The organism is Streptococcus sanguinis, assembly GCF_020729725.1.
GTDB classification, from domain to species: domain Bacteria; phylum Bacillota; class Bacilli; order Lactobacillales; family Streptococcaceae; genus Streptococcus; species Streptococcus sanguinis_V.
Map to the genome: position 1 here is coordinate 746,169 of NZ_JAJEPA010000005.1, position 12,819 is coordinate 758,987.

At 43.5% G+C, this 12,819-nt stretch carries 10 protein-coding genes; 1 reads left to right on the forward strand and 9 read right to left on the reverse strand.

The genetic code is table 11. The features are described 5' to 3' along the window. Position 1: 1 nt before the first annotated feature. On the reverse strand, positions 2–703 hold the full coding sequence (locus K4I03_RS03635) for an ABC transporter ATP-binding protein (RefSeq protein WP_227963761.1): 702 nt from the start codon (positions 701–703) through the stop codon (positions 2–4). Positions 704–845: 142 nt separating this feature from the next. Between K4I03_RS03635 and K4I03_RS03640 the strand changes: the two genes are divergently transcribed. Then, positions 846–1,406: a TetR/AcrR family transcriptional regulator gene (locus K4I03_RS03640; protein WP_227963762.1), complete on the forward strand. Its 561-nt coding sequence runs from the start codon at positions 846–848 to the stop codon at positions 1,404–1,406. A 90-nt stretch (positions 1,407–1,496) separates the two neighbouring features. Here the strand turns inward: K4I03_RS03640 and K4I03_RS03645 are convergent, their stop codons facing one another. From K4I03_RS03645 to rnr, 8 genes are all read right to left on the reverse strand, one after another. Beyond that, positions 1,497–3,548, reverse strand: coding sequence for a C69 family dipeptidase (locus K4I03_RS03645; RefSeq protein WP_227963763.1), 2,052 nt, complete (start codon positions 3,546–3,548; stop codon positions 1,497–1,499). A 321-nt stretch (positions 3,549–3,869) separates the two neighbouring features. After that, the gene (locus K4I03_RS03650; RefSeq protein ID WP_227963764.1) at positions 3,870–5,885 is read right to left on the reverse strand and encodes a M13-type metalloendopeptidase; all 2,016 of its coding nucleotides are present in this window, start codon (positions 5,883–5,885) and stop codon (positions 3,870–3,872) included. A 479-nt stretch (positions 5,886–6,364) separates the two neighbouring features. After that, positions 6,365–7,228 (reverse strand): SAM-dependent methyltransferase TehB, encoded by an 864-nt coding sequence (gene tehB, locus K4I03_RS03655; protein WP_227963765.1) that lies wholly within the window; start codon positions 7,226–7,228, stop codon positions 6,365–6,367. Between the two features lie 249 nt (positions 7,229–7,477). After that, positions 7,478–8,314, reverse strand: coding sequence for an alpha/beta fold hydrolase (locus K4I03_RS03660; RefSeq protein ID WP_227963766.1), 837 nt, complete (start codon positions 8,312–8,314; stop codon positions 7,478–7,480). 14 nt (positions 8,315–8,328) lie between these two features. Continuing rightward, entirely contained in the window at positions 8,329–9,330 is a 1,002-nt protein-coding gene (locus K4I03_RS03665; protein WP_227963767.1) for an NADP-dependent oxidoreductase, read from the reverse strand. Positions 9,331–9,411: 81 nt separating this feature from the next. After that, on the reverse strand, positions 9,412–9,843 hold the full coding sequence (locus K4I03_RS03670; protein ID WP_223311702.1) for an Rrf2 family transcriptional regulator: 432 nt from the start codon (positions 9,841–9,843) through the stop codon (positions 9,412–9,414). 175 nt (positions 9,844–10,018) lie between these two features. Continuing rightward, positions 10,019–10,486, reverse strand: coding sequence for an SsrA-binding protein SmpB (smpB, locus tag K4I03_RS03675; protein ID WP_227963768.1), 468 nt, complete (start codon positions 10,484–10,486; stop codon positions 10,019–10,021). Continuing rightward, positions 10,449–12,797: a ribonuclease R gene (gene rnr / locus K4I03_RS03680; RefSeq protein WP_227963769.1), complete on the reverse strand. Its 2,349-nt coding sequence runs from the start codon at positions 12,795–12,797 to the stop codon at positions 10,449–10,451. The genes smpB and rnr overlap by 38 nt, the downstream gene beginning before the upstream one ends. Positions 12,798–12,819: the final 22 nt, after the last annotated feature.

Here is a 12,819-nt window from a genome sequence, read left to right on the forward strand (position 1 = left end):
ATCAATACTCCAATGTACTTATATCCTGAGGCTCTTCATTGACTGTAACACTCTTGACTCTCGCATCGTGCATGCGGATAACCCTGTCAGCAATGGGAGCCAAGGCAGCATTGTGGGTCACGATAATCACCGTCGCCCCTTGATTGCGGGACATATCCTGTAAGATTTGCAGCACTTGCTTGCCGGTATTGTAGTCCAAAGCTCCTGTCGGCTCATCGCAGAGCAAAATCTTGGGATTCTTAGCCACAGCCCGAGCGATAGACACCCGCTGCTGCTCCCCTCCTGATAGCTGGGCCGGAAAATTATTGAGGCGCTTTTCCAGACCAACTGCGGTCAGAGCTGCTACTGAATCTTGAGCGTCCTTGACGATTTCAGAAGCCAATTCGACATTTTCCTTGGCCGTCAGGTTAGGCACCAAATTGTAAAACTGAAAGACGAAGCCCACGTCATTGCGGCGATAGTCCGTCAGCTGGTGGGAATTGTAGTCAGCAATATTCTGTCCGTCTATCAAGATGTCTCCCTCATCATTGGTATCCATACCGCCGAGGATATTGAGCACCGTAGACTTACCAGCACCAGAAGCGCCTAGGATAATGACCAGTTCCCCCTTTTCAATCTCAAAAGAAATATCGTTGTTAGCGACAATTTCTGTGTCACCTACCTGATAACGTTTAAAACTATGTTTCATTTCAATGTAAGCCATGTCATCATCTCTCCTTTTCAAAGCTCTTTTCCTTAAATCAACAAGGTGTTGATTCCAAATCACAGATATTATATAATGAGCTTAGATAAAAAGCAATAATCAAAAATCAACAAACTGTTGATTTAAGAAAAAAGGAAGCAAAATGGTCCAGAAACGAAAAACTAGTACCAAGGAAGACATCAAAGAAGCCTTGATCCAGCTACTATCAGAGGAAAGATTTGATAATATCTCTATCAGCAAGCTCTGCAAGCGGGCTGGGATTAACCGCGGCACCTTCTACCTCCACTACCAAGATAAGTATCAGATGGTTGATAGTCTCAAAAGCGAAATTATTTCCCAACTTTCTAGTTATAGCATGTTTGAAGTGGAGAACGAATATCCCAAAAAGTTAATGATAGCAAAATTTCATATACTGCGTGCCAATGAGCGTCTAATCAATGCCCTGACCAGAAGCCATTATATTGACTTTCGCGAAGCTATTCGAGAGTACATAACCACTATCATTCTGAGTGATAAGCAAAAAGGTGCTACCCAGCGTTTTTTAGAGGAGAACTTTCAGATTCCTCAGAAATACGCCTTGGAAATCTTCCTATCCAGTGTTGAGGGGATTATTTCTCTTTGGATAGCCGGCGGAGCTCAGGAAGAACCTGAAGAACTCACTGATATAATTTTGACTACTTATAACTATGATTATTTGAGATAAGGGCTCTAGCTTGAAGGATAACCTAGACAAAAGTCGTTTTTTCCACTAAGAAAGGCCGAACTGAATGCTCGGCCTTCTTTTTATTTTAGATTAGTTTTTCTTTGTTTTCTTCAAAAGGAAGAAGACTCCTGCTAGGATAATCAAGCCAGCAAGGCCCATGATGGTGACTTGCTCACCTGTTGATGGCAGGTCTTTTTTCTTAGCCTTGACGGACTGCTCATTTCGATACTGCACTTGGTAAACAGAGAAATGATTGGTCGTGAAGCTGATAGTCTGGTTTTGATTAACCGTTACATCAAATTTCTCAACCTGCTTGCCATTTTCATCCAGAGCATAGACGGCATCTACTGGCAGGTCTTTGCGGACTGGGATCGTCACAAGAGTTGGACTGACCTGATGTACCGGCTGACCATTCGGATCGGTCAAGCGAATGTCATAAGTATCTGTCGGCTGAATCTTGCTTTCCAGTTTTTTCACTGACAGCTGAAGACCAGCCTTGACCAAATCAGCATTTTTCAAGCGAATGCCAGTTGCGACATCCACCAAGCTGTCATCTTCTACATTGACTTCTGTCCGTGTGTCAAAACTACTAGAAGTTGCTAAAGAGGAAGAACTTGACGATCTTTGAGATGACGAAGAGCTGCTAGAATCTTGGCTGGAGCTGGAAGGAGTAGTTTTTGTTGCTTCCTTGATTTTAGCTTCCATTTCAGCTTCTAGCTCTTTCATTTCCTTAAAGACTTGCGCTGCTCGAGCTTGTGTTTCCTCAGTAACTTTGGACGAAGAGTCTGGCAGAGCTGCATTGGCTGCATCTAGAGCATTTTGCTCCTCAATAAAGCGGGCTTCCAAGGCTTTCCACTTGTCTTGGACAGAAGTGCCAAAGAGGTCCTGATGCTTGGCCGCCATATCATAGATATGAGAAGCTACCCAGTACCAAGAGTCTGGACTGTAGCTCGTTGTATTGACCTTATAGGCATCATAAGTATCAGTGATGTTACCATTATAAGGCAGGTAAGGTGAGAAGCGCGGACTGCCTACCGCCAGCCACATAGTGCCTCCGCCCATATTGGCTGGAACACCGTCTTTGAGCTGGAAGATATGAGCTTCCATGACATTTGGATTGCCCAGCGGATATTTGTAAACAGGATCTGTCGTACCGCGTTGTGGCAGCCCCTTACCATCTAGCTCCATTTGGTCCAGCGGCTTAAACTGAGTGCCCTCAAAGCGATTGCGCTGCATAGCCATGACATCTGCTACACTAATCTTTCTGTCTGTAGAGTGCATGAGGTCAAAGTAAGGATCATCATAAGACACAGCTGCATTTGGGTCCAGACTAGTAATACCAGCCCAGGCACGTGAACGATCTGCCTCTGCCATCGGTGGATTGTAGGACTGAGAAATATGGAATTTACCGTCAATTTCTTTATAAGAATTAGCTTGCTTGGCTACATCCTGAACACCTTTTGAAGCAATGACATTTTCCGTATCATCAAAGTCAACACTGCCCAAGAAGAAAGTATTAGGAAAAACAGCATACTTGTCATCTGGGAATTTAATAGCAACATATTGGTGGCCAGATAGGATTTCCATATACCAGACACCGGTCTTGTCAGCAATGGTGATAATATTCCCCTCTGCTGCTCCCTGCTCTCTGACAATCTGTGCCATCAGCTCCACACCCTGACGGGCAGTCTGAACATGAGGCAGAACGACAGTTGTCAGGATAGACTCAGCCAAGCCATTTTCTACATAAGGGTCCACCTTTTGAATGGCATCATTGGCCTTGGCAGAAACTGTCGCAGAAATGGAAACACCGTATTCATTGAAGCCAACCTCGTCAAAAATACCTTGGGATGGGGTCACATCTGATACCGAGGTATACTTGTAGCTTTCTGCCGGCAGGGTCCATTCAAAGCCGTTGGTTTCATCGACCAGCTTGGCACCACTCGCATTGGTCTTTCTCGGATGAACCAGAAAGACCTTATTGTGATTGGGCTCCAAGTCCTCCGTCCGACCGTAAAGCGTCGTTCCGTCTGCCGTCAGGTCTTTCCCGACGATAAATCCTGTGCAGGCTTCGACCACTTGGAAAGGAAAGAGAAAAATGGTCGAAAGAGCTAACAAGGAACGAAACAATATTTTTTTCATAAAAATATCTCCTTTGTTTTTTTGTAAAAAATTACAAAATTAAATACTATATTCAGTATAGCCTTTTACTCCAGGTTTTGCAAGCGATTTCATTTTTTTTGACATGTAAGATTTACTAGATAAATAATTCATTTTAAAATAGAAAAAAGCCAGATAAAATCTGACTTTAAAGACACGTGGCTGCGGAGGCACAAACCGCAGCCGCGCAAGTATTGCAGGAAAGAATGGATAGGAGAAAAAGGACAAACTTCTCTCCTATTACCAAACTGGTTGTGCTTCATAACTTATATTATTTTCTCATCTTTTCCTAGACAAGCAATTTTACCATACGCTGACCCGCTTATCTGGAGCCAGATACATGGCATCACCTTCTTTGATTTCTGGATAGGTTTCATAGAAGGCCTCTACATTTTTGAGTTGCTGGTTGACCCGCAGCTCGGAAGGAGCATGAACATCTACCTTCAGGAGAAGTTGGTTAAATTGCAGACTGGCCTTGCTTCTCCAGATATTGGCATAGTTTTCAAAGTAATTCTTCAAGTCCGCATCTGGATATTTCTTTTTAACAACTTCGAGAGTAGCTGAAAGTCCACCGGCATCGGCTACATTTTCTGTTACCGTAAGCTTGCCGTTGACCTTGCCACCGTAGATTTCAATACCATCCCACTGCTTGGTAACAGCTTCAATTTTCTTGTCAAAAGCTTTCTTATCTGCTTCTGTCCACCAATTGTTCAAATTCCCCTCTTCATCAAAGTTTGCACCGTTTGAGTCGAAGGCGTGAGTAATCTCGTGACCAATAACCATACCGATACCACCATAGTTCTTTTCCATTTCTTGCTTAACATCAAAGAATGGATTCTGCAGGATTGCGGCTGGGAAGTTGATACTGTTATTTTCCTGTGAGTAGTAAGCGTTGATATCATAGGAAGGCATCAGCCACTCGGTCTTGTCTACTGGCTCAGAGAAGTGCTCAACATCATATTGATGTTTTGCTTGACTCAAAGCAATTGCATTTTCAAAGAAGGATTTTTTATCATCTACTTTTAAGGCCTTAGTCACTTCGCGAACTTTTTCAGGATAGCCGATATAGAGTTTCATCGTATCCAGCTTCTTGACTGCCTTCTGCTTGGTTTCTTCTGACAGCCATTCGTTTTTCAGCATACGTTCTCGATAGACTTCCTTGATATCCTTGACCATTTGGGTCACTTCTTGCTTGGCTTCCTCACCGAAATATTTGCGGCCATAGTAAAGACTAAAGACATCTGAAAAAGTTCCTGTTGTCAGATTGTATGCTGCATCTTCCTTTGAAGTTGCTTCCTTAGTACCTTGCAAGGATTTTTGGTACTCTGCAAAAATCAGCCGATAGTCATCGGTTAGAAAACTAGATGCTGATGCTGCCTGCTTCACAAGCATCCAAGATTTGAGCTTGGCAAAGTTCTTGTCGTTGACTACTTTGGCAAAATTTTCATAATACTTAGGGTTAGGTACATTGACATCACCAGCTTCCTGGCCTAGATAGTCATTGATAATATCGTGAAACTTAAAGGTATCCGAGTAGGCATTGATGTCTTCTGCCGTCTTAGGATGGTGAAGATTTTTAATTTCTGAAGTTTCTTCATTACTTTGGGCATACTTGGCCAATTCTCCATCAAATTCTAAGGCTTCTTTGACAATCTTTTCGCTGTCTTTTTCACTATAGCCCAGCTTTTGCAAGGCTTCTTTGAATGCTTTTTCCAGCGGATCCATCATCCTTTTCTTAGCATCTTCATCTTCATAGTAGCTCTTATCCGGTAGCATAAGACTTGGACTGGACAGATTCACTTGTTTCTGATTGGTATTTTCTAGGTTAGAACTAATTTCAAAAGTAAACGGCAGAGCCAAACCGCGTTTTTCCCAGTCAACAGCCTTGCTAGCTAGGTCCTTTAGATCGGACAAGTCTTCAATTTCCTTGAGATAGGACTTGAGAGGGGCTAGGCCATCCTTTTCCCGCTGCTTGAAGTCCGTCGCTTGCTGATAGTATTTGATAAACTCAGGCATGCCTTCAATCGTTGACTCTTCTTTACCAGAGACTAGATTTTTGACATCCGCCTTCATCTTATCCTTGACCTGCTCGTTCAACTCATAAAACACACCGTTAGACGGCTGGTCGCTAGGGATTTCTGCCTTTTCCAGCCATTTTTTATTGATGGCCTGATAGTAATTGGTCCTCACTGTGGCATTCTTATCAATCGGTGTCTCCTGAGGGACAAAGGTCTTATAAGCCCAGTAGCCACCGGCAGCCAAGATTAGGCCGGTCACAGTCAAAGTAGAAGTTAGAATGATTTTCGTTCTTTTCTTCATGAGTTCCTCCTTTTATATTAAGTAAAATATAATTGACTTTTTTATTTTACTCATTTACTTTAACATATTCTTTTTTCCTCGTCAACAGAAAACTGAAGGTCTGGAAAAATTTGCCGCAAGAGGAGAGAATAAGGTCATTCAGTCTGCTTTTAAAAGTGATCTGCTCTAGACTCACACTTAAAGAAAAACTAAAGTTTCCTACCAGCTGTCCTGTTGCTTCCAGCACTTTTCTCTCCCCCTTGCACTTTCTAGTATAACGACCAAACTTCAGATATTTCTCAAGAAATTCTAAAATATTTCTAAAGTTTTTTACTAAAATAAAAAAAGACTGAGACAAAAACGCCTCAGTCTAGCTTTATTATGTTCAAAAAATATTGAGGCTGAGACATTTTAAATTGTCTCCCAGACCTTTTAAACCAGAACCTCAAAATAAGTTGGTAAAGTTAAATTTTCCAAAATCAACTTCTGTCCTACACCATCTACTGAACCTTTTTAGCCAGCATCGTCGCAAAGCGCAGCTGAATTCGATTGCCGTTTTCATCACGGCGATGGAGGTGACCAGGATTTTCATTGTACTTAACCAGCTCCCAGTCCTTGTAATACTCGGCAAGCTCGCCTTCCTTAAAAGTAAAAGGAAAGGGAACAGAGCATGGGAAGTCTTCTGTGTCCATAGCACAGACGATGAGATTGTAGCCACCAAGCGCTGTATGATCTTGCATATTTCGGATAATATCCGGAATCCGCTCCGCCTGCAGAAACATCAGGACAACGGTTGAAACAATCAAATCATAAGTCTGAGTCAGACTAGCTGAGTTGATGTCGTAGCTACCCACTAGCAGATCTAAATCCTCCTGCTCCACAATGCTACGTAAGATCTCCAGTGCCAGCTCATTCTGATCTACAGCCGTCACTTCAAAACCTTGCTTGGCCAGAAAAAGAGCATTACGACCTTGACCACAGCCCAAATCAAGCGCCCGCCCTGGTCGGACTGTCTGCATGGCTTCCAAAACCTCTGAGTGCACTGGATTGCTGCCGTATTTCTTTGGAAAATAATCCTCAGGCCGACAGTAAAACTCCAAATACCACTCCAAATCATCTGTCAAGGCTTCGACCCGATGCCAAGCTTGGGGCTGGGCAAAAGGATTGTCCTGACCAGCTTCAAAGATGTGCTCAGCCAGCTCCTCACCTTCCTCTGACATTTCGACAAACTTAAGGCGTCCCTTGAGAACAGTGATTTTGCCCCAAGTTCCCTCTTTGGTATTGTGCTTTCTCTTTACCGCTTCTGGCATGGTCTCAGCCGTCCACAGCGGCATGCGTTTATAGGCTAGCAATTCTTTTGTCATAAAAAATCCTTTCTCTAAAAGCCAAGCTCCGAATAATCTAACTGTCTTTATCATACTCGAAAAGCACAGACTTGACAAGTGGCAAAGTGGTCAGAACTTTTCTGTTTAGTAAATTTGACAATAAACAATTTAAGACAGCTACTGTAGATGAAAATCACTAATATAAAACTAAAAAAGACCGGTCACCCAGTCTTTCATCTTGTATGAAAGTTGCTATGTCCTTTTTTTAACCCTACCATTTTGACTATTTTATGCTGCTAAAAACCTCAACAATTCCTTTGAGAATTCATCCGCATATTGGAAAATAGAACCATGTCCAGCATTTGGATAGATAAGAAGTTTGCTTCCTTCTACCTTTTCATGCATAGCATAAGAATTTTCTGTTGGGACTTGCATATCCTTATCACCATTCACAATTAAGGTTGGTTGAGTGATATATTTCAGATCGTCTTGTGGAGCTTGGCCCCAAGCCTTGATTGCCTTGAGCTGCGTTAAGAAACCAGAAATTTTCATGTCTTTGTCCTTAAATTGCTCAGTCCGCGCGCCCATACGATCTAAAACCTTCAAAGCTTCTACTTTACCTTGCTCATCATGATTATAAAAAATATAGCGTTTTGGGTCAATACGCTCAAGGGCAGCTTTAAACATATATTTGAATGTTTTTCCGGTAACCTTATCCATTTCAAATCCACCTCGAGGACCAGTTCCTGCCAAAATAAGACAATTAACCAAATCAGAATCCATACGAACTATTTCTTGAGCAATCATACCGCCCATAGACAGTCCTAAAAGGTTGATACGATTGTAACCTAAATCACTTATAATGGCGATGGTTTGCTCTGCCATGCCTGGGATAGTCGTTGCAACTTTTCCCTGACTTGCCCCAACACCTGGTAGGTCTAAGACAAGGACATGATGCTCTTTCGCAATCAAATCTAAAAGTTTTGGATCCCAATTGTCCAAGGTCGCAGCCAAGTGAACTAACATAACAAGCGGAAAGTCAGACTTACCCTTGCTAAGTTCACGATAGGCAATTTGATTGCCGGCAACAGAGATGCATTGATTTTTTGTTGTAATGTAAGACATAAACTTCTTTCTAATTATTCAAAGCTGAGAACTGTTTTCCCACGTGAACGTCCATTCGCAACCTTGTCGAGAGCAGCATTCACCTCATCAAACGGGTAAACTGTATCAATAGATGGTTTGATTTCAAGCTTACTGAAAATATCTGCCACTTCTTGTAATTGAGCACCATTACTTTCAACAAAGATAAAATGATAATGAACACCATACTTCTCAGCCATCTTATCAAACTTACGACCAGCAAGTCCTAGCAAGATTTGTTTCCATTTTGGCAAGTTCATACGTTTAGCAAAAGCACCATTTGGCATCGCTCGAAGAGAAACCAAGTGTCCACCTTTTTTCATGATAGACATTTGCTTCTCTGTTTCAGAACCACCAAGTGTATCCAAAACATAGTCCACATCGCTGACAGTTTTTGTATAATCCTCCGTCTTGTAATCAATAAAGCGATCTGCCCCCAGTTTCAAGACACGCTCAGCGTTAACGGCAGCACCATTCGTGATGACTTTCAAGCCTTTTGCTTTAGCAATAGGAATCGCCATGCCACCAACACCACCTGTACCTCCAGAGATGAAGATTGTTTTACCAGCTTGAGCTCCCATAAGCTCAAGGGCTTGCATAATAGTCAAAGCCGTCAAAGGCACCGCAGCCGCTTCTATGTCTGTCAAATATTCTGGAACTTTTGCCAAGGCTTCACTATCTACGCCAACATATTCTGCAAAAGCTCCGATATAATCAAGTGGGAGGCGAGCAAAAACACGGTCGCCAAGCTTGAAGTTGCTGACACGGCTTCCAAGTTCTTCAACAACTCCAACAACTTCATTCCCAGCTGTTTGCGGCAATTTGTAAGGGACAATCATCTTCACTTCTCCTCGGGAAATCATATTGTCCAAAGGATTGACTCCCGCTGCAGTGACCTTAATCAAAACTTGATTATCTGCAATGATAGGCTTTGCTGTTTCTGTTATCGTAAGGTTGATGTTCTTTTTGTCGTATTTTGTATGTAGTGCTGCTTTCATTATAATCTCTTTTCTATCCTTTATCTTCTTTGCATCAAGTGCAAGACTGTATTTTTGTTTTTAAAACTAAGATTTTACAAGTCAGTTTCGAACTTGATTAGCTGTTTTATATAAATTATTGATGACATCATCTAATGTTTGATGGCTTAGTGCTTTTTCTAGCTGAGCTTCTGTGCTAGCGAAAATTGGCGAGACTGCTTCTTGAATATTTTGTCCGACAGGACATTCTTGATTAGCGTTCTGATGCATTTGAAACAAACTAATGTGCTTAACTTCTTGGGTCGCATAATAAATCTCAAGTAAACTCATCTTCTTAGGAGTTTTGCTGAGTTGGTAGCCCGATTTACCTTGATGAGAAATAATCAAACCTGCATTTTTCAACAAGGTAATGACTTTTCGAATATAGCTAGAATTAGTTCCTACACTCGTCGCTAAGTTTTGCGAACTCAAAGTCTCCCTACTCTCACTAATCATTGTCAAGATATGCAAAGCCACTGAGAATTTTGTATCCATAGAAACTCCTTTTTCATAAACTTGTATCTGATACAAGAATAAGTATATCATCTGGATGGTTACTTATCAACTATTATGCTCACTTCTTTTTTTAAAATTAGAAAAGTCATCGAAGACAATCGAATAACTGGAAAACTTGCTCCCTAAAATAAAAAAAGACCGGTCACCCAGTCTTTCATCTTGTATTAAAGTTCTTCATTTGTCTTGCGATGTCGCGGTTTTGCTCGCGGCGTTTGATGGACTCGCGCTTGTCGTAGTCGTGCTTCCCTTTGGCTAAGCCCAGGAGGAGCTTGGCATAGCCGTCCTTGAGATAGACCTTGAGCGGCACCAGCGTCATACCAGTTCCCTTGATCTCCTGCTCCAGCTTTTGGATCTGCCTCTTATGCAGCAGCAGCTTTCTGCGACGTTCAGGCTCTTGGTTCCAGATATTTCCCTCTTCATAAGGCGCGATATGGACATTGCTGAGCCAGGCCTCACCGTTCTTAATCTGAGCAAAGCCGTCTTTGAGATTGATGCGGGCAGCACGGACACTCTTGATTTCTGTCCCAGTCAGCACCATGCCAGCCTCGATGGTATCCACGATGGTGTAGTCGTGTCTGGCCTTTTTATTTTGCGCGACGACCTTTCCTTCTCCCTTTGCCATGCTTGGCTCCTTTCTTGACTAGTTCCTTGTAAAATGCCTTCTGGCTCTTGCCTTTCTTGGACTTCTTATCTTTCTTATCTCTGTAGCCTTTTTCTTTGGAAGAATGGCTGCGCTTGTCATCCTCACGGCGTCTCTTTCTGCCTGACTTGCCTCTGCCACTCTTGCTAGTCTTTTCTACCAGGTCAAATTCACTAGGCAGGTATTCAAAGTCAATCTCGCCCGTAGCCTTATCCGCTCGGACCAGCTTGATGCGAATCTGCTGACCAACCTTAAAGACCACGCCGGACTTTTCTCCTTGCAGGGTCATCGTCCGCTCATTGTAGCTGTAAAACTCTGGCAGGTTAGTAACATGAATCAAGCCTTCGACCGTATTAGGGAGCTCCACAAAGAGTCCAAACTTGACCACGCTTGAAACCACACCGTCAAACTCTTCTCCAACGAATTCTTCCATGTACTCAGCCTTCTTCATGGCTTCGACTTCACGCTCGGCCTCGATAGCCCGACGCTCTCGGCTGGAAGACTGACTGGCAATCTCTGGAATCACTTGCTCAAAATGCTCTGCTATTTCCTTAGACTTGCTATAATTCCGTACCATCCGGTGAACCAAAAGGTCCGGATAGCGGCGAATTGGACTGGTAAAATGCGTATAAAACTCCGCTGCCAGACCATAGTGACCGTGATTGTGCTCAGAGTAGCGAGCCTGCTGCATGGAGCGCAGAAGCATCATGGACAGGACTTCCTCATAAGGCTGGTCTTTGACCGATTCCATAATATCCTGCAGAGCCTGCTGACTCATAGAGCTAGCCGTTCCGTATATCCGAATCCCAAAGCTAGAGGCGTAGTCGATAAACTTCTGCACCTTCTCCGCCTTAGGCTCCTCGTGAATCCGATAGATGAAGGGCAGATTTAACTTAGCAAAATGCTCAGCCACCGTCTCATTCGCCACCAGCATAAAGGACTCAATCATGCGCTCAGCAATCCCCCGCTGACGCAGGACAATATCCACCGGCCGTCCTTCTTTGTTTACCATGATTTTGGCTTCTTTGGTGTCAAAGTTGAGTGCACCGCGTTTAAAGCGCATGCTTTCCAGAATCTCATGCAGCTGGACCATACTGTCAATGCTAGGTACAATGACCTTGAACTGTCCAGCTTTTTCCTCATCTCCTGCTATGATGTCGTTGACATCGCTGTAGGTCATGCGGAAGGTCGTCTTGATAACAGTCTGGGTAATGGTATGCTTGACCACGCGCCCCTTGGCATCAATCTCCATGATAGCCGACTGGGTCAGCCGATCCACATTGGGATTGAGAGAGCAGATACCGTTGGACAAGCGCTCTGGCAGCATAGGCACCACGCGGTCGGTCACATAGACAGAGGTTGCCCGATTGAGGGCTTCCTTGTCCAGCTCAGAACCTTCTTTGACATAGTAGGACACATCTGCGATATGGACGCCTAGCTCAAAGTTGCCATTTTTCAGGCGCTTGATATGGACAGCATCGTCCAAGTCCTTGGCATCCGCTCCATCGATGGTGAAGGTTATCTCTTCACGCAGGTCCATACGCCCTGCCAAATCACTCTCTGTCGGTGCCTCTGGAACTCGCTCGGCTTCTTCCAAGACCTTTTCTGGAAACTCAGAGACAATATCCATCGACTCCAGCACTTCCAGTACATCAATGCCTGGATCGTTGACATGACCGACCACATCGACCAGACTAGCCACAAAGAAATCGTGTTTCTTGGTCGGATATTTGTCAATAGCGACCTTGAGCACCTCTGTACCATCCAGAACCATAGCTGGTTTTTTGACATAAATAGGCTGGCTTATTTTCTGATTTTTCGAGCGGATATAACCCGCATACTTGGGCTTTTCCTCATCCAGAACCAGCTGACCAACCGCTGACGTCAGGCTGTGCTCCAAAATATCGATAATCTTAGCCTCAGCTGATGTTCCCTTGATACGGTCTGCCACCTTGGTAATGACTACTTCCACTGTATCGCCATCAATGGCATGATTGACATCATTACGGCCGACAAAGAGGTCATCCTCTTCCTCATTCAGGGTGACAAAGCCAAAGCCATTCTTGTGGGCATGAAAAACACCCTTGAGCGTCAGACGCTCCTGCTTTTTCTTCTCATAAAGCTCAATCCGTCCCTTGTCATCAAAGCGAATCTGATGCTTTCTTTCCATCTGGGAGATAGTCTTGACCAAGCTACTAAAGTCCTTGGAAGACTCTTTCCCCAAAGCAGCCGCCAGCTCATCTACGCTAGCCTGCTGCCTGTCTTTTAAATATTCAATGATTTCTGATTTCATATTCCTCTTCTCTTGATGAGTT

Excerpts from the sequence above, each read along its gene's own strand:
- rnr (WP_227963769.1), bottom strand. The coding sequence starts at position 12,797 with ATGAAATCAGAAATCATTGAATATTTAAAAGACAGGCAGCAGGCTAGC.
- K4I03_RS03645 (WP_227963763.1), bottom strand. The coding sequence starts at position 3,548 with ATGAAAAAAATATTGTTTCGTTCCTTGTTAGCTCTTTCGACCATTTTT.
- K4I03_RS03635 (WP_227963761.1), bottom strand. The coding sequence starts at position 703 with ATGGCTTACATTGAAATGAAACATAGTTTTAAACGTTATCAGGTAGGT.
- K4I03_RS03660 (WP_227963766.1), bottom strand. The coding sequence starts at position 8,314 with ATGTCTTACATTACAACAAAAAATCAATGCATCTCTGTTGCCGGCAAT.
- tehB (WP_227963765.1), bottom strand. The coding sequence starts at position 7,228 with ATGACAAAAGAATTGCTAGCCTATAAACGCATGCCGCTGTGGACGGCT.
- smpB (WP_227963768.1), bottom strand. The coding sequence starts at position 10,486 with ATGGCAAAGGGAGAAGGAAAGGTCGTCGCGCAAAATAAAAAGGCCAGA.
- K4I03_RS03665 (WP_227963767.1), bottom strand. The coding sequence starts at position 9,330 with ATGAAAGCAGCACTACATACAAAATACGACAAAAAGAACATCAACCTT.
- K4I03_RS03670 (WP_223311702.1), bottom strand. The coding sequence starts at position 9,843 with ATGGATACAAAATTCTCAGTGGCTTTGCATATCTTGACAATGATTAGT.
- K4I03_RS03650 (WP_227963764.1), bottom strand. The coding sequence starts at position 5,885 with ATGAAGAAAAGAACGAAAATCATTCTAACTTCTACTTTGACTGTGACC.
- K4I03_RS03640 (WP_227963762.1), top strand. The coding sequence starts at position 846 with ATGGTCCAGAAACGAAAAACTAGTACCAAGGAAGACATCAAAGAAGCC.